This is a genomic window from Thauera sp. 2A1, from assembly GCF_009469595.2.
Lineage (GTDB): Bacteria > Pseudomonadota > Gammaproteobacteria > Burkholderiales > Rhodocyclaceae > Thauera.
This window is the reverse complement of sequence record NZ_SSXV01000004.1, coordinates 208,549-225,558: the sequence shown is the minus strand read 5'-3', so window position 1 is coordinate 225,558 and position 17,010 is coordinate 208,549. Positions and strand designations below refer to the sequence as shown.

Annotated in this window: 16 protein-coding genes and 1 pseudogene; 5 read left to right on the top strand and 12 right to left on the bottom strand. The window is 64.6% G+C overall.

Features of this window, described 5'->3' with window-relative positions:
- Positions 1-30: 30 nt before the first annotated feature.
- From GH664_RS05985 to ccmI, 3 genes are all read left to right on the top strand, one after another.
- Positions 31-624, top strand: a complete 594-nt coding sequence (locus GH664_RS05985) for a DsbE family thiol:disulfide interchange protein (protein ID WP_153167135.1) — start codon at positions 31-33, stop codon at positions 622-624.
- A gap of 61 nt (positions 625-685) precedes the next feature.
- Complete coding sequence (locus GH664_RS05980) at positions 686-1,183, top strand: cytochrome c-type biogenesis protein (RefSeq protein WP_153167182.1); 498 nt, start codon at positions 686-688, stop codon at positions 1,181-1,183.
- Positions 1,180-2,421 (top strand): c-type cytochrome biogenesis protein CcmI, encoded by a 1,242-nt coding sequence (gene ccmI / locus GH664_RS05975; RefSeq protein ID WP_153167134.1) that lies wholly within the window; start codon positions 1,180-1,182, stop codon positions 2,419-2,421. The genes GH664_RS05980 and ccmI overlap by 4 nt, the downstream gene beginning before the upstream one ends.
- A 71-nt stretch (positions 2,422-2,492) precedes the next feature.
- On the opposite strand, the gene alr is transcribed toward ccmI, so the two are convergent.
- Positions 2,493-3,554, bottom strand: coding sequence for an alanine racemase (alr, locus tag GH664_RS05970; protein WP_153167133.1), 1,062 nt, complete (start codon positions 3,552-3,554; stop codon positions 2,493-2,495).
- Positions 3,555-3,704: 150 nt separating this feature from the next.
- Between alr and GH664_RS05965 the strand changes: the two genes are divergently transcribed.
- Positions 3,705-4,109 (top strand): TerB family tellurite resistance protein, encoded by a 405-nt coding sequence (locus tag GH664_RS05965; RefSeq protein WP_153167132.1) that lies wholly within the window; start codon positions 3,705-3,707, stop codon positions 4,107-4,109.
- Between the two features lie 272 nt (positions 4,110-4,381).
- On the opposite strand, the gene GH664_RS05960 is transcribed toward GH664_RS05965, so the two are convergent.
- The 10 genes from GH664_RS05960 to GH664_RS05915 form a co-directional block, all read right to left on the bottom strand.
- Positions 4,382-5,290, bottom strand: coding sequence for a LysR family transcriptional regulator (locus GH664_RS05960; protein WP_043104909.1), 909 nt, complete (start codon positions 5,288-5,290; stop codon positions 4,382-4,384).
- Between the two features lie 232 nt (positions 5,291-5,522).
- Entirely contained in the window at positions 5,523-6,677 is a 1,155-nt protein-coding gene (locus GH664_RS05955; RefSeq protein WP_043104908.1) for a S1C family serine protease, read from the bottom strand.
- A 23-nt stretch (positions 6,678-6,700) separates the two neighbouring features.
- Positions 6,701-7,666, bottom strand: a complete 966-nt coding sequence (locus GH664_RS05950) for a zinc metalloprotease HtpX (RefSeq protein WP_043104906.1) — start codon at positions 7,664-7,666, stop codon at positions 6,701-6,703.
- A gap of 7 nt (positions 7,667-7,673) precedes the next feature.
- Positions 7,674-8,144, bottom strand: a complete 471-nt coding sequence (locus GH664_RS05945) for a phosphate-starvation-inducible PsiE family protein (RefSeq protein ID WP_009238720.1) — start codon at positions 8,142-8,144, stop codon at positions 7,674-7,676.
- Positions 8,145-8,219: 75 nt separating this feature from the next.
- The gene (gene trxC, locus GH664_RS05940) at positions 8,220-8,660 is read right to left on the bottom strand and encodes a thioredoxin TrxC (protein WP_009238721.1); all 441 of its coding nucleotides are present in this window, start codon (positions 8,658-8,660) and stop codon (positions 8,220-8,222) included.
- Positions 8,657-10,540, bottom strand: coding sequence for an ATP-dependent zinc metalloprotease FtsH (gene ftsH / locus GH664_RS05935; protein ID WP_058137964.1), 1,884 nt, complete (start codon positions 10,538-10,540; stop codon positions 8,657-8,659). The genes trxC and ftsH overlap by 4 nt, the downstream gene beginning before the upstream one ends.
- A 27-nt stretch (positions 10,541-10,567) precedes the next feature.
- A complete protein-coding gene (gene cls, locus GH664_RS05930) occupies positions 10,568-11,998 on the bottom strand; it encodes a cardiolipin synthase (RefSeq protein WP_153167131.1) in 1,431 nt (476 codons plus the stop codon).
- Between the two features lie 16 nt (positions 11,999-12,014).
- Positions 12,015-14,876, bottom strand: coding sequence for a heat shock survival AAA family ATPase ClpK (clpK, locus tag GH664_RS05925; RefSeq protein ID WP_153167130.1), 2,862 nt, complete (start codon positions 14,874-14,876; stop codon positions 12,015-12,017).
- Between the two features lie 93 nt (positions 14,877-14,969).
- On the bottom strand, positions 14,970-15,539 hold the full coding sequence (locus GH664_RS05920; protein ID WP_153167129.1) for an Hsp20/alpha crystallin family protein: 570 nt from the start codon (positions 15,537-15,539) through the stop codon (positions 14,970-14,972).
- A 32-nt stretch (positions 15,540-15,571) separates the two neighbouring features.
- Positions 15,572-15,853, bottom strand: a complete 282-nt coding sequence (locus tag GH664_RS05915) for an AlpA family transcriptional regulator (RefSeq protein ID WP_003454941.1) — start codon at positions 15,851-15,853, stop codon at positions 15,572-15,574.
- Between the two features lie 284 nt (positions 15,854-16,137).
- Between GH664_RS05915 and GH664_RS05910 the strand changes: the two genes are divergently transcribed.
- A complete protein-coding gene (locus GH664_RS05910; protein WP_023093169.1) occupies positions 16,138-16,515 on the top strand; it encodes an IS110 family transposase in 378 nt (125 codons plus the stop codon).
- A gap of 37 nt (positions 16,516-16,552) precedes the next feature.
- Here GH664_RS05910 and GH664_RS05905 read toward each other — a convergent pair.
- Positions 16,553-16,982 (bottom strand): annotated as a pseudogene (locus tag GH664_RS05905) (IS66 family transposase zinc-finger binding domain-containing protein); the annotation flags it as partial.
- Between the last annotated feature and the right edge of the window lie 28 nt (positions 16,983-17,010).

Below are 17,010 nucleotides of genomic sequence, written 5' to 3'. Positions count from 1 at the left end.
CCGGCGTCGCGCGCGCCAGCCGGAATTTTCATGAAAGCAAAGTTTCTCGTTCCCCTGTTCCTGTTCCTCGGCCTGGCGGGTTTCCTCGCCTTCGGCCTTACCCTCAACCCGCGCGAAGTGCCGTCGCCATTGATCGACAAACCGGCGCCGGCCTTCACGCTGGCGCGAGTGGATGACCCCGCGCAGCAGTTCTCGCTTGCCGACATGCGCGGCAAGGTGTGGCTGCTCAATGTGTGGGCGTCCTGGTGCGTGGCCTGCCGCCAGGAGCATCCGGTGCTGGTCGATCTGGCACACCGCAACCTGGTGCCGGTGGTCGGCCTGAACTACAAGGAAGTGCGCGGCGACGGCCAGCTCGACGCGCGCGGCATGGCGCTGGACGCGGAAACCGGCCTCGCGGTGGAGCGCGCGCGGCGCTGGCTGGGCGAGCACGGCAATCCTTACATGCTGTCGGTGCTCGACATCGACGGCCGCGTCGGCATCGACTTCGGCGTCTATGGCGTGCCGGAGACCTTCCTGATCGATGGCAACGGCAAGATCCGCTACAAGCACATCGGCCCGATCACGCCGGAAAACCTGCAGCAGGTGATCCTGCCCAAGGTCGAGGAGGTACGCCGTGCCGGCTGACCGGATCTTGCTTCACCCGCGTGCCCTGCGCGTGCTGGCACGCGCCGGCGCGCTGGCTGCGATGTTGTGGCTAGCGCCGGCGCAGGCTGTCGATGCGCCACCTGCGGGGGAGATCGCGCCCACGGTCGCGGCGGACCCGCGGCTCGAGGCCGACGTTCAGGAACTGGCGCACAAGCTGCGCTGCCTGGTGTGCCAGAACCAGTCGATTGCCGAGTCGAACGCGCCACTCGCCCTCGATCTGCGCAACCAGGTGCGCGAGCAGCTCGCCGCCGGACGCAGCAAGCAGGATGTGGTCGATTACCTGGTCGCACGCTATGGCGACTTCGTCCTGTACGAGCCGCCGGTGAAAGGCATCACGCTGCTGCTGTGGGGCGGGCCTGCGGCGCTGCTGCTGGCCGGCATCGGCTGGCTGGCCTACCGCGTGCGCCGGCGTGCGGTCGAATCCGCTGCGCTGACTGCGCTCAGTGAAGCCGAGCATGCGCGCGCCCAGGCGCTGCTGGCCGGCGGCGCGCCGGGCGATGCGCCGCCATCCTCCGCAAACCGGGAGTCCCGTTCGTGATCACCTTCATCGTCTTCGCCGGCCTGCTCGTGGCCGGCGCCCTGCTATTGGTCCTGCCGCCGCTGCTGCGTCACCGTGGCCGGGTGGAGGCCGAACCCGAGCAGGCGGCCATCGCCCTGAAGGTGCTGCGCGAGCAGCTCGCCGAACTGGATGCGGACCTCGCTGCAGGCCGCATCGATGCCGCTGCACACGCCAAGGGGCGGGAGGAACTCGAGCGCCGCGCCCTGGATGAGGGCGAGGCCTCCACCGCGTCCGTGGCGGCGACCGAAACGACTCCGGCGCGGCGCTGGGCACTGGCGCTGGCGCTGGGGGTGCCAGTGCTGGCCGCGGCCACCTATGTCGCGCTGGGCAATCCCGATGGGCTGGACCCGCAGAAGGTCGCCGGGCGTCAGCAGGGCTTCACCCAGGCGGAAATTGCCGACATGGTCGGCAAGCTCGCCGCGCGGCTGGAAAAGGAGCCGGACAACGCCGAGGGCTGGATGATGCTGGCGCGCTCCTACACCGTGCTGAAGGATTATCCGAAGGCTGCCGAGACGTACGCGAGGCTGGCGAAGCTGGCACCGGGTGAGCCGGATGTCTATGCCGATTGGGCCGACGTCGTCGCCGCGCAGGAAGGCACGGTCGCGGGTGAGGCCGAGAAACTGGTGCACAAGGCGCTGGAGCTCGCCCCTGATCATCCCAAGGCGCTGGCCCTGGCCGGCACCGCCGCCTACCAGCGCAAGGATTTCGCCGCAGCCGCAGGCCACTGGGAGAAGATCCTGGCGCGCATTCCGCCCGGTGAGGATCTCGCACGCGGTGTGCGCGCGAGCATCAACGATGCGCGCGCGAAGGCCGGTATGCCTCCGCTGGCGGAGATGCTGCCCGCCGAACCTGCGGCGACGGCCACCGTGCCGGCGACGGGGTCCGCGCTCAAGGTGTCGGGGCGTGTGGAGGTCGATCCGGCGCTGCGCGATCGCCTCGCGCCGGACGACACGGTGTTCGTGTTCGTGCGTGGCGAGGGTGGCGGCCCGCCGCTGGCGGCGCTGCGCCTGCGTGGCAGCGAGTTGCCGCGCGATTTCAGCTTCGACGGTGTGCAGTTGATGACGGGCGGTGCGCCTGTTCCCGCACGCGTCGTGGTCGCGGCGAGGGTGTCGAAGAGCGGAAATGCCACCGCGTCGCCTGGCGATCTCGAAGGCCGCGTCGCCGGCGTGGCCGCCGATGCCTCCGGCGTGAAACTGTCGATCGATACGCAGCGCTGACAGCAGCGCACCCAGGGCGCGGATGAAGGCTCCGCGTCGCGCGTTACCCGCGGCGCGCTTTCGGTCGCAGGTCAGCCGACGTACTCGAGGCGCACGCGCTTGACGTTGCACAGCAGCTCGTAGGCGATGGTGCCTGCCGCCTCGGCGATGCGATTCACCGGGATGTTGCTGCCCCACAGCTCGACGCGACTGCCGAGACCGGCGTCGGGCAGGTCGGTCAGGTCGACCGTCAGCATGTCCATCGACACGCGGCCGATCAGTCGCGTGCGCAGGCCATCCACCGCCACCGGGGTGCCGTCCGGCACCACCCGTGGATAGCCGTCGGCGTAACCCATCGCCACCAGGCCGACGCGCGTGGGGCGTTCGGCGATGAAGCGCGCGCCGTATCCCAGCGGCTCGCCGGTCTCGATCTCGCGCACCGCGATGATCCCGCTCTCCAGGCTCATCACCGGCTGGAGGCCGTTGCCTTCCCCGGGCATCGGGTCGGCGCCGTACAGCAGGATGCCGGGGCGCGCCCAGTCGCGATGCGCTGCCGGCCAGCCCAGCACGCCGCCCGAGTTCGCCATGCTGCGTGCGCCCGGCAGGTCGCGCGTGGTCGCGTCGAAGCGTTCGATCTGCGCGGTGGTCGAAATCACGTGCGGCTCGTCGGCACGTGCGAAATGCGTCATCAGGGTGATCGCCGCGACCTTGCCACAGTCGTGCAGGCGCTGCCAGGCAGCGCGCACCGCATCGCCGACGAAGCCGGCGCGGTTCATGCCGCTGTTCACCTTCAGCCACACGTTGATCGGGCCGGGCAGCGCTGCCGCCTCGATCATGCGGAGCTGCTCCTCGTGGTGCACCACGGTCCACAGCGCATGGCGCTGCACGTCAGCCAGATCGCTCGCCTCGAACACGCCCTCCAGCAGCAGGATGGGGTGGGCGACGCCGGCGGCGCGCAGTTCGAGTGCTTCCTCAAGGAAGGCGACGGCGAAACCGTCGGCGAGCCCGGCCAGCGCGCTGGCGCATTGCACGGCGCCATGCCCGTAGGCGTTTGCCTTCACCACCGCGAGCGCGCGGCCACCGTGCCGTGCGCGGGCGAGCTGGTAGTTATGGCGAAGGGCGGCAAGGTCGATCAGGGCACGGGCGGGACGCATGGGGCCGGAGCGCAGGGAAGAGGTGGGGGTGAGATGGTGCAGCCAAAGCCGATGGCCTGCAATGCGCCGGCCCGGATGTTTCGGAACGAAACAGATGCAACCGGCTTGAGTCCGCGCGGTCATCCGTATCCATCATTGCAGAGGATTTCCATGAGCCCCGTTTCGACTGACCCTCGACAGATCGCTACCCAGCTCGTCGTGCTGACCCTGGTCGCCGACGGTCAACTCGCCAGCCGTGAGATCGATGCCATCGATCGCCTGCATATCGCCGAACTTCTTGGCGTGTCGCGCGACACACTGGTACAGGCGGTCGCCGACCATTGCAATGGTTTGCTCGCCGGGCCGGAAACCGACGGCGCGGTACGCGTGCTCGATCTGGAGCGTACCGAACTGCTGCTCGACCGCATCACCGATCGTGCCCTGCGGAAGCTGACCTGCCGCGCGATGCTGGTGCTGGCCAAGGCCGATGGCCGAATCGCCCTGCCCGAACAGACCTTGTTGCGCCATGCCCTGACGCGCTGGGCGCTGACGCCCGAGGCCGTTCTGGAGGATTGATCGACGTTGCCGTGAAGGGCGGCCGCAGCGCGCGACAAAGCACAAGGGCCAGTTCGCGAGAACTGGCCCTTGTGCGTGAATGCATGTGGAGCGGGTGAAGGGAACATCATCGTGTTCCCAACTCGTTGGTTGATAACGAGTTTTCCGCACTCGGCGAACCGAGATGGACATAATTATGGACTGAAAACCACGCTTGGTCAACGCGCGCTCCGAGCAAGTCCAGTGCGAGCCATGGACAGCCAGCAGTAGCCAATGTACCCGAGCGCTCAACGTCACGAGGCCGGTTCATCTCCCTTTGGCAGGAACTCCTCGCGGGCGCGCTGCAGAAACCGCTTCATGGGCTCAGAGGGTTCGGCGCTGCGGCGCAGCAGGTAGGTGGACAGCATGGGCGGCGTGCCGGCCAAGGGGCGAACGGTTATGTCGGGGCGGTTCAGGGTCTGCACCTGCGAGGCAATGGCGAAACCTAGGCCATAACCGGCACCGACCAGAGTCAGCATCACGCCTAGGCTCGTCACCTGATCTACCAGCTTGAGCGGCTTGGACGCACCTTGAAGCACCGCCTGGATCTGGTGGTGGCAGCCCGATCCCGCGTCCGGATGGCACAGTACCAACGGAAACTTCAAGGCTTCATCCAATGGCACTTCCGCGTGCGCCAACAAGGGGTGGCGCACGGGCACGATCACCGACAGAGGATCGGTCCACACGGGCTCGGCGACAAGGCCTTCGCTCACCGCGTCCGACAGCGCAAAGCCGATGTCCAGCAGATCGTTGTGCAGGTCCTTGAGCTGCTGCGCGAAAGGCAGCTCGAAGACGCGAATCTCCAGTTCGGGCTCTTCCTCGCGGCTGCGCGCCAGCAAGGTGGCAATGTGGGGCTGCGCCAAGCTGTCGCAGATGGCGATGCGCAGATAACCCTGATAGCCCTGCGCCGCCGCCTTTGCGGCACTCACCGCCTGCTCCACGGTGGCCAGCACACGCCGGCACTCACCGAGGAACACTTGACCGGCCCAGGTCAGTCGCGTCTGGTGCGCGCTGCGGTCGAACAACTGCACGCCGAGCGTGGCTTCGAGATTGCGCATTGCGCGCGACACAGGCGATTGTTCTACGCCAAGGCGCTCGGCCGCTCGCGCGAAATGCAGTTCTTCCGCGACCGCAACGAAATAGCGCAGTAGTCTGAGTTCCAATGCGGCCTCCTGTTTGCCTCGTTCCTGGCCTGCGTCCACCTCATGCGGATTGCGCCTCGCTTTCTCCTTCGATGATTGGCAAGAGGTTCCGGCGTTGCATGCTTGCCTATTCGGATAGGCAGATCGCATCCGAAAATTACGGAGGTTGAGGCGGAACGCTACCTGGCCGAAGACCTGAGAACCTCAATCACCGCGACGCTGCACTACCGCCTGATCCACAGGTTCAGTTCAATCAATTCCCGGGTTGCAGCTCCACACGCACCTCGCGCGATTTGCCGGCCCGTTCCACTGACAAGACCACCACATCGCCGACCTTCCTGTCGTCTAGCCGCGCGAGCAGCTTGGCCACATCGTCCGTCGCCTTGCCATCAACATCGATGATGCGGTCGCCCGGCACGATGCCTTGCGGCGTGACTTCGACACCCGCGAGGCCGGCCTTGTGCGCTGCCGAACCAGGGGTAACACGCAACACGAACACGCCCTTGCTTCCGGTCAGTGCAAGCAGGCGCTGATTGAGCTGTTCGTCCACCTCAATGCCCAGCGCCGGACGGATGTACTTACCGGTCTTGATGAGTTGCGGGACTACGCGCATGACGGTGTCCACCGGCACGGCGAAGCCGATCCCAGCCGATGCACCGGAAGGGCTGTAGATCGCTGTGTTGATGCCGATCAGACGGCCGGCGGAATCGAGCAACGGCCCACCCGAGTTGCCGGGGTTGATAGCGGCATCGGTTTGAATCAGGTGTTCGATGGTCACTCCGCCAGATTCTCCGGGCAGCGATCGATCTAGCGCGGACACGATGCCGTTGGTGAGTGTCCAATCCAGGCCGAAGGGGTTGCCGATGGCGAACACCTTTTGTCCCACCTTGAGGTCTGCGCTGGTGCCGACCGGAACGGCGGGCGGGCGCTGGAAGCCGACGCCGATTTTGAGCACCGCGATATCGTGTGCCGGACTCACTCCGACCAGCGCGGCTTGGTAATCGCGGCCGTCGGCCAGTTTGACCGTGGCCTCCGACGCCCCCTGAATCACATGAAAGTTGGTAACGACATGACCGGCGTCATCCCAGATGAAACCCGAACCCGTCCCGCGCGGCACGGAAAAGACGTTGCGCGTCCAGACATCTCGTACCAGTTGGGACGTCGTGATGTAGACCACCGATCCCCGGGATTTCTCGAACAGTTCGATGGTGGCCTGTTCGTCAGCGGCCAGATCGCCACGCGGCGTGACGGTGCGCTCAGCGGCTTGGCGCGGGCTGAACCAGGCCTCGATGGCGGGCAGGAACTGCCAGAACAGCATGAGTGCGGCAACGCACGCAGTGATGAAGAGCCACCGCCGGACGAAATGATCCGGAGCTGGGCGTTGTGGGTAAGGATCGTGGTAAGCCATGGCGGGGGTTCCTTTCGAGTGATTTAGCGCCAAAGGCCGCTCAGGCCCCGGCGTGGCGGGCGCATCGGGGCGAACGACCTTGGCGCGAGATATTCCGTTTGGAACGGCAGGGCCTGCGATGGCTGAGGCGCCAACGCCATCAGGCGCGCGATACGATCCTCTGTCGCCGGATGCGTGCGCAACCAGGACGGTTCGGGATTCCCCCAGCCGGGCAACAACCAGGCTCGCCACGAGCGGCTCACCCGCTCGATCTTCGCCAGCGCCGAGGCGAGCCCGTGCGGATCTCCCGTCAGCTCTACTGCCATCCGGTCGGCATCGAACTCTCGCACACGTGACAGACCCAACTGTGCGAGCAGTGCAAGTTGCGGCGAAGCGGCCAACAACAGTAAGCCAATCCAGTTAATTTCTGCTGCACCGACCAGCAAGGCTGGCATGCTGATCAGGAGCGCGACCTGACCCAACAACGCCAGCAGGTTCGTGAGCCGGCTGATCGAATCGGCCAAGCCCATGACACGAAGATCTTCTTGAGCGATGTGCGCGACTTCATGCGCCAGCACGGCTTGCAGTTCGCGCATACTCAGGCTGCGGAGCAGGCCATCGGTGAGGGCAATGGAGGCAAGGCGCCTGGAGCCGGTGGCAAAGGCATTGACGATGTCGCTGGGCACATAGTACGGAACCGGCGTGTTCGGCAATCCTGCGCGAGCTGCGAGCGCTCGCAGCAACGACCAGATTGCGGGGGCTTCATCAGGGCGCAAGGGACGGGCGCCATACAGACGCAAGGTCATCGCGGAGGCGGCGACAGGTTCGATCAGCAGGGTCAATGCGCATGTTGCCAGTGCCAGCCAAAGGCCAATCTCGCCGAACAGCAGACTGCCAGCGGCAGCTGCGATCCCCACCAGGGTCAAAACCAGCAGCGCGGTTTGAAAGCGATTGAGCCAGCGGTGCCTCGACCTGGCATCGTGTCGGCCGACTAGACCATAGGGGGTCATACCTCCATTACTCGCTCTTGCGGTCATCGCGTTCACGCATGAGCCAATAGGTCAGACCCAAGGCCAGTACCGTCCCCGCCAGCGCGGCCACTTTGGCAGGATCAACGTCGGGTTCTAGGATGATGAACTTGCGGGCCAGTGCCAGGATCGCGATCAGAATGACGGTCTTGACCTGGATGATGCTTTCCTTGCGCAGAGCCACTTTGACGATCGAATGCTTGAATTCCATGGCGATCAGCAGCGTCATGGTGGCACCGAACACCAGCTGGAAAACCTTATGATCCAGTGGATTCAGCGCATCCATGACGAGCAGTGTGAACACCAGCCGAATCAACTGAATCAGCGAAATCACAATTACCAACGCGATGACGCCCGAAAGCGTGATGGCAACGAACTGCTCGAAGCGCTCGTAAACCGTCATCAACCGCCACTGGGAGCGTATCTCGTCAAGGGCCGTGTGGCCAGATTCTTTATTCATAAGCGTTGCGCTCTCTCTTTCAATGAAACGTTAATGGAACGGAGAGTCCGAGAAGACGACTCGATCACACCTGAATCACCGGGGCAATTGCGAAGCCACCCAGCGCATAATGTCCTGCGCGCCCATGGCGCCCGCCTGACGTGCAACCTCATGTCCCCCTCGGAACAAAATCAGGGTTGGAATGCTGCGAATACCGAACTGGGCGGCCAGGTGAGGCTCGGCCTCGGTATTTACCTTGGCCAACCTCACCTTGGGTTCAAGCAGGGAGGCTGCCTGCTCGAACTGCGGCGCCATCATCTTGCACGGTCCGCACCACGGCGCCCAAAAGTCAACCAGCAGCGGCAGGTCACTGCGCTCCAGATGACGGGCGAAGGTCGCTGTGGTCAGATCAATGGGCTCTCCGGTGAACAGCGGGTGCTGGCACCGCCCGCAATTGGGCTTCTCTGCCAACTTGTTGGCTGGCACGCGATTGATGGATTGGCAGTGTGGGCAGACGATATGAATGCTGTCACTCATGAGGTGGCTCCTTGGGACACAGAGGAAGTAATGGCTCCGGCAGTTGGGCCGCTGTGACATGGGGATTCGAGCTGTAGCCCTTGCGTCAGTTGCCGGATGCTGTATTCATCCAGCGTTTCCCGTGCGAGCAGTTCGCGCGCGCACCGCTCCAGCACTTCTCGGTTAATTTCGAGAATTCGGTATGCACGATCAAACACACCCATCACGATGTCACGGATGGCTTGGTCGATGCGTGTCTGAGTCGATTCGGCTACCCGGCAGCCACCCTGTACCAGTTCAGGCGCATCAAGAAAACGCGGCCTCTGTGCCTCAAAAGCAACGTACCCCAAGCCCTCATCCATGCCGAAGCGCGTAATCATGTCGCGGGCGATGTCGGTGGCCCGCGCCAGATCGTCTGAAGCCCCTGTGGACAGCTCGCCAAACACGAGCTTCTCAGCCGCGCGCCCTCCCAGGAGCACGGCGATCTTGTGCTCCAGGTCGGCACGTGTCATCAGAAATCGGTCTTCGGTGGGCCGCTGCAGGGTGTAGCCGAGTGCACCGATGCCACGCGGAACGATTGAAATCTTGTGTACCGGATCGGTGCCGGGCAGCGCCAGCGCCACCAGAGCGTGTCCCATCTCGTGATAGGCGACAGTTTCCCGCTCCTTCGGATTGAGCACACGGTTCTTCCTTTCCAGGCCGGCCACGATGCGCTCGATGGCGGCGGTGAAGTCCTGCAGTTCCACAGCCTGCGCCTTGCGCCGGGTCGCGTTCAGCGCTGCTTCGTTCACGAGATTGGCCAGATCGGCGCCGGAAAAGCCGGTGGTCAGTGCCGCCACCTGTTCCAGATCGACATCGTGGGCCAGGGTGATCTTCTTGACATGGACCTTCAGGATATCCAGGCGACCTTTCTTGTCGGGGCGGTCTACCAGCATCTGACGGTCGAAGCGGCCGGCGCGCAGCAAGGCCTGATCGAGGATCTCCGGCCGGTTGGTGGCTGCGAGGATGATCAGTCCGACCGAGCTGTCGAAGCCGTCCATTTCAGTAAGTAACTGGTTCAGCGTCTGCTCACGCTCGTCGTGTCCACCGTTCGGTCCTCCGACACCGCGTGCACGGCCCAGCGCGTCGAGTTCATCGATGAAGATGATGGCCGGCGCCTGCCCGCGCGCCTGCTCGAACAGGTCGCGCACCCGCGCCGCGCCCACGCCGACAAACATCTCGACGAACTCCGAGCCGGAGATAGAGAAGAACGGTACCCCGGCCTCGCCCGCCACGGCCTTGGCCAGCAGGGTCTTGCCCGTGCCGGGCGGGCCAACCAGCAACACACCTTTCGGGATGCGCGCCCCGAGCCGTCCATACTCCTGCGGATTCTTGAGGAAATCGACGATCTCAACCAACTCCGCCTTGGCTTCATCGACGCCAGCGACATCGGCAAAGGTCACGCCAGTGTTCTTCTCCATGAATACCTTGGCACGGCTCTTGCCGATGCTCAGGAAGCCGCCCATGCCCTGCTTCTCGGCGAAGCGGCGGAACAGGAAGAACCAGACGCCGAAGAAGGCCACCGCCGGCAGAATCCAGGAGAGCACATCACGTAGCCAGGTGCTTTCCACCACCCGCGCGTAAGGCACGTCGTACTTGGACAGCCGCTCGGCCAGGTCGGGTTCGACGCGAGTGGCCACGATGGTGGTCTTGCCCCGGCTGTCCGGCGATTTCAGGCGCCCGGTGACCGTGCGGTCCGACACCATCACTTCGGCGACGCGCCCCTCGGCCAGCGCCTTCTCGAATTCGCTGTAGGGCACGGGCTCGACGGTCTTGGTCGCCTGCCAGTAGTTCTGCAGCGTCAGCAGCAACAGGCCGGCGACGATCCAGTAGCCAATGTTCCATTGATCTTTCTTTTCCATGGGCAGGGTACCTCGCAAGTCGTGTCGCTAGAGAATGGGGGTGAACAGACGGGCCACCCCGTCGCGCAAGCGGATGGCCAGCGGGCGGGCGCGCAACGCCTTCGCCGATATCTCGCCCGACGCATCACGAGCGGCATCAAAAAGGGATTCCAGCCGCGTAGACAGCGCGGTGTCGTACACCTCCACATTGAACTCGAAGTTGAGGCGCAGGCTGCGCGCATCCCAATTGGCCGAACCCAGGCAGCACCACTGGCCGTCTATCAGCATCAGCTTGCTGTGGTCGAACGGGCCAGGCCGTTCGAAGATGCGTACACCGTGCTCCAGCACCTGCCAGTAGTGGGCGCGCGCGGCCCATTGCACCGTGGGATGGTCGCCGTTTGCGGGCGTCAGCACGTCGATACGCACGCCGCGCAACGCGGCCGTGCTCAGCGCCGCGATCATCGGCTGATCGGGGACGAAGTAAGGTGTCCAGATGCGCACCGAATGCTTCGCCGCGCTCAAAGCGCCCATGAAGGTCCAGCGCATCCGGTCCAGGGCCTCGTCGGGACCGGCCTCGATGCCGCGCGCCCAACTGGTTCCCGGCTCATCAGCCGTTACGGGCGGTTCGCCCCAGAAACCCTTGCTGAGCCGCTCGCCCGTGGTATCGCACCAATCATCGGTGAAGCTCCGCATCAGATGCTCCACCACCGGCCCGCGCAGACGAAAGTGCAAATCGTGACAGGCCTGGTCCGGCGCATCGGGCCGCCAGTACGGGCTGAAGATGTTCAATCCGCCGGTGAAACCCGTCTCGCCATCGATCACCAGCAGCTTGCGGTGATTCCGCAGATGCGCGGCATGCAGGCGCGCGGGAATCAATGTCGGGTTGAACGTCGCCGCCGGAACGCCGGCGCGCTGCAAGGCGCGGTAGGCGCTGCGGGGCGTCCAGCGGGCATACACGTCGTCGATCAGCACCCGCACTTGCACGCCGCGCTCATGAGCCCGGCGCAGCGCATCGACGAACTGCGCCCCGATGCCTTGGCTGTCGAAGATGTACGAGGTCAAGGCGACGCTGTACCGCGCCGATTCGATGGCGGCGAGCATGGCCGGGTAGGCCTGCTCGCCATCGACAAGCGGCTCGATGCGGTTGCCGCCGGTCAGCGACTGGCCGGTGGCGCGTCCCACCAGGTGGGCCAGACCGGCAAGTGGCGGCGATACAGCCTCGGGGATCGTGGGCGAGAGATCCTGCCGAACAGCAGGATCTGCCCCCGGGAAGAGCCGCCGCGCCCGCCGCTGGTAACGGTTGATGCCGAACAGCCCATACAGCAGCGAACCGCCCAGCGGCAGCAAGGCGATCAGCAGTACCCACAGCGTGGCCGATCGAGGGTCACGCTTGTAGATGACCGCATGCCCCGCTGTGGGGATAGCGACCGCCAGCGACACGAGGGTGGCTGCCCATGTCAGCCCATTGGGGTCGGACACGACAGCCTCCCATCGCTCAAGATTCGCCGTCCGCTGACTTCTTCTTGCGCGCAGGCTTGCGCGCAGGCTTGCTCGCGTCGCCAGGCGGTGCCTCGGCCACGTCCGCGGCATCGGGCTTTTCAGGCTCAGCCGACTTCGCGGGTGGCTCCTGGCGCTCGAAGACCACCCGTTCGGCCTTGTCGTCCCAGCGGGCGTTGGCGTGATCACCCTTGCCGATACCGCCACCCAGCATCTCGCGCGCCAGCGCGGTTTCCAGCTCGCTGCGGATCAGCCGCTTGAGCTCACGCGCGCCGAACTCGGGCTTGTAGCCTTCCTCCGCGAAGTGGTCGATCAAGGTCTGATCGAAGGTCAGCGTCACGCCCTGGCTGGCGGCGTTGCGGGCCACACGATCAAGCTGCAGGCCGACGATATGGCGGATCTCCTCCTTGCCCAGCGCATGGAAGACGATGATCTCGTCGATGCGGTTGATGAACTCGGGGCGGAAGTGTCCGCGCAGCACGTCCATCACCTCGGACTTGGTCTTCTCGTATTCCTCGCCGGCGGCGCCACCGGCCTTCAGCCGACGCTGGATGATGTCCGAGCCCAGGTTCGAGGTGGCGATGATGATGGTATTGGTGAAATCCACCACCCGGCCCTTGCCGTCGGTGAGCCGCCCGTCGTCGAACACCTGCAGCAGGATGTTGTAGACGTCGGGGTGCGCTTTTTCGATCTCATCGAGCAGCAACACGCTGTAGGGCTTGCGACGCACCTTCTCGGTGAGCTGGCCGCCCTCGTCATAGCCCACATAACCCGGAGGCGCGCCCACCAGGCGTGCCAAGGCATGGCGTTCCCCGTACTCGGACATGTCGATGCGCAGCAGCGCACCTTCATCGCCATAGATGGACTCGGCCAGCGCCTTGGCGAGCTCGGTCTTGCCCACGCCGGTCGGCCCAAGGAACAGGAAAGTCGCCACCGGCTTGTCGCCTTCGCGCAGGCCCGCGCGCGACAACCGCACGGCATCGGCCACCGCGCGCACCGCTTCGTCCTGGCCCACCAGGCGCTCGTGCAGCCGCTGCTCCAGATGCAGCAGCTTCTCGCGTTCTTCCACCGTCAGCTCGTTGACCGGAATGCCGGTCAGGCGCGAGACGATCTGCGCGACATGCTCGGCCTTGACTTCGGCGCTGCCCGAGGCGCGCTCGCGTTCCCATTCCTCGACGAGCTGCTTGAGTTCAGTCTCCTTGGCCTCGATGCGCTTGCCCAGCTCGGCGGCCTTGTCGTACTGCTTGCGCGAGGCCATATAGTCCTGCTCACGCCGCAGCTGGTGCAGTTCGGACTCCAGCTCTTGCACCGCCACCGGGCGGGCCGTGGCTGACAGCTTCACGCGTGCGGCCGCCTGGTCGAGCAGGTCGATGGCCTTGTCAGGCAAAAAGCGTGCGGTGATGTAGCGGTCCGACAACTCGGCGGCGGCGATGATCGCATCCTCGGTGATGCTGACCTTGTGGTGCGCCTCTAAGGTGTCGCGCAGGCCGCGCAGGATCATCATGGTCTGCGCTACCGTCGGCTCGGGCACCATCACCGGCTGGAAGCGACGCTCCAGCGCGGCGTCCTTCTCGATGTACTTCTGATACTCGTTGAGCGTGGTGGCGCCGATCAGGTTCAGTTCGCCGCGCGCCATCATCGGCTTGAACACGTTGGCCACGTCCAGCCCGCCTTCGCCGCCACCCTGGCCGGCACCGACGATGGTGTGCACCTCGTCGATGAAGAGAATCATCTCGCCCTGGTGCTCGGTCACTTCCTTGAGCACCTTCTGCACGCGCTCCTCGAACTCGCCGCGGTACTTGGCGCCGGCCACCATGGCGTTGATGTTGAGTTCGACCAGACGCTTGTCGCGCAGCGTCTCGGGCACTTCACCGGCGACCATGCGCTGCGCCAGTCCTTCGACGATGGCGGTCTTGCCGACGCCGGGCTCACCAATCAACACCGGGTTGTTTTTCTTGCGCCGGGCCAGCACCTCGATGGTGGTCTCGATCTCCTGCGCACGGCCGATGACTGGATCGAGTTTGCCCTCGCGCGCCATCTTGGTGAGGTCGCGCGAGTATTTATCCAGCTCGGGCGTGTTGGTCGGCGTCTCGGCGCGGCCATCCTCGGCCCCTTTGCCGACCACCTTGCTTACCTGCTGGCGCAGCGCTTGCGGCGTGAGACCGTAACGGCGTAGCAGGTTGGCCGCCAAACCTTCGCCTTCCTCGGCGAGCCCGATCAGGAAATGCTCCGGCCCGACATAAGAGTGGCCGAGTTCATTGGAGGCCACGAAAGCACGGCTGAGCGCGTCCTTGACCCGGGGCGACACGCCGATCTCGCCCTCGAACGGCTTCTCGCCGCGCTTGGCTTCGGATTCGATCTGTTGCTTGAGGTCATCGACCTTGATCTTGAACTGCCCCAGGATGGTCTTCACCACATCGCTGTCGGATAGCGCCAGCAGCAGGTGTTCGGTATCAACTTCGGCGCGCCCGAACTCTGCAGCGTGTCGGGCGGCCTCCTGCAATAGGGCCTCGGACTGTTCGCTGATACGGCTGGCGAGCCCACTGCCGCGACGGCGCGCAGTGCCCGTACCGGCCGGGGCGGGTTCGCCGAACGAGGCATCGACCACCTCGTCGGTATCGGCCGCCATGGACGGCGAATCGTCACCGATGCGGAAGAAGTCGCTGCCAAGGAAGTCTTCGAACAGGCCGCTGCGCGAGCCGAACAGCGCTTCCAGCGGCGAGACGGTGCGCTTTTGCTGGCGCACCAATTGGCGATAGTGATCGTCACACAACAGCATGGTGCTGTGGCGACCATTGAGATTGGCTTCCACCCGCACCGTGGCGGGCTGGCCGCAGACTTGGCATTGTTTTCTGGCCATGCTGATGCTCCTGTAAAGATTGATTTGACGAGGCGCCACCGATCACGGCGCCTCGACCTTCACCTGATTTTTCGGAGGACGAGCCGATCGGCGTCAGCCGTTGATCGGGATCGAGCGGCCCTGCTTGGGCGCACTGGCCTCGCGCTTGTCCATCGTGATCGTGAGCACGCCGTTCTTGAAAGCGGCCTTGATCGTGTCCTGGTTGGCATCGGCCGGCAGGTTCAGAGCGCGCTGAAAGCTGCCGTAGGAGCGCTCCACCCGGTGGAAACCGCCGTCTTTCGTTTCCTGCTCCTGACGCTTTTCACCGCGCACCAGCAGCACGTCGTTGTCGAGCGTGATCTGGATGTCTTTTTCCTCGACGCCGGGCACTTCCAGGGCGATCTTGTACTGCTTGTCGGTCTCCTGGATGTCCAGCGCCGGCTTCAGCAGGCCCGGCCAGTCCGACGGCCAGCGTGGCATGGCCAGCGCCGGGAAACCGAAGCCTCGAAACGTGTCGTCGAAGAGGCGGTCGATCTCGCGGTGCAATTGCAGGATGGGACTGACGGGCCCACCCGCCACAGGCAGGTCATTGCGCTGCACCGGCAGCGAGGCAGTGCTCTGTTGTTCTTCCTGCTCCTTTTTGAACCAGTTCCAGGGAGCCAATTTCTTGAAATCAATGTCCATGTCATACCTCCAGAAATCAATTGAAGACTCACTCAATCCGCTTGCCTGCGGCTATGGATAGCGCGCCCAGGCAACACGGGATGTTTCGCTGACTTCGGCTGCTCATCTGTGCGTATCACCTCCTTCTTTCTGCCTGCTTGGATCTGATCATTGATCCATTGATCGATTTCACTTTGACGAAACCGCCACGTCCCGCCGACCTTGAAGGCCGGAATTTCCCCGTGCGCGGCGAGCCGGTAAAGCGTCCGCTTGCCGACCTTTAAGTAGGTAGCCAACTCGTCGAGTGTGAAGATCGCCTGCTGGCGCGCTGTCATACCACCCCCACAAGTTCCGTCGTCACGCGGCCTCGCTCGAGGAAATTCTTGCAAGACTTTGCAAGATATTGCGCCTAACATGCCGAAAATCAAGAGTCAATATCCAGCGATCTGCTGGCCGATTGATGTGACTCAATCGTAAGCAGCCAGGAAACAAATGTTGGCTGCCACCGCGATGGTGCTCCCCAAGTCATCAATCTGCAGCCATGTGAAAGGGGAAGTCCATGAACGAGATTGCCCGAGTCGGGGTGGATCTGGCCAAGCGGGTTATCTAGGTGCATGCGGTGGATGCGCGCGTGGTGGTTGCCAAGGCGCTGGCCGCTGACAAGTTTGCGGCCTGGTGCGCGGAGCTGCCTCCCGGCTGCCTGGTGGCCCTGGAGGCCTGCGGCGGTGCGCATCACTGGGCACGCAAGCTGCGCGGCTATGGGCTGGATGCGCGGCTGATTGCAGGCCACTTCGTCACGCCCTACCGCATGGCCGGCAAGGGACGCAAGAACGGTGCGGCCGATGCCGCAGCGATCTGCGAGGCGGCAACCCGCCCGCACATGCGCTTCGTGCCGGTGAAGCCGCCGGCGCAGACGCTGCTGGCCAGCCATCAGCTACGCAAACCTCCCGATTCACTCACGCAGCTTATTCCTGCTTGCCTAGGGACGACCGTGTAAGCGGCAGATGGTCGGAGTCCTTTGCGACCAGCACCTACGCGAGCAGCCCGGAGGTGGGGATGCCCTTGGCGATGATCTCCGCCGGGACCGGCGCCTGGGTCAGCGTTCGGCACCTATGCGCAGGTCCACTTGCCGCGGATGTGGCACTCGACCGTGAACACGCCCGGCGTGTAGTCCAGCTTCTCGCTGATGCGCTTGAGCGCACAGCCGCACGCGCAGCGGGTGTTCTCGGGCTCGTGGTGGCAGTCCACGCGCGGCAGGTCCGCCGGCAAGGCGGTGCGCTTAGGCATCGCGCCAGGCGTAGCCGGCGGCTTCTTCTTGCCCAGCAGTTCCTGGAGCTGCGCCTCAGCCGCGGCAAGGTCGGCGTCCAGAGCCTCGTCGAACAGCGCGCGTTGTTCGGCATCGAGCTGCTCGCTCTTCTTGCCGAACTTCAGGCGTCGCAGCTGGGCGATCTCGAACGAGAGCTTCGCCGTAGGCGCTGACATGGGCGAAAAG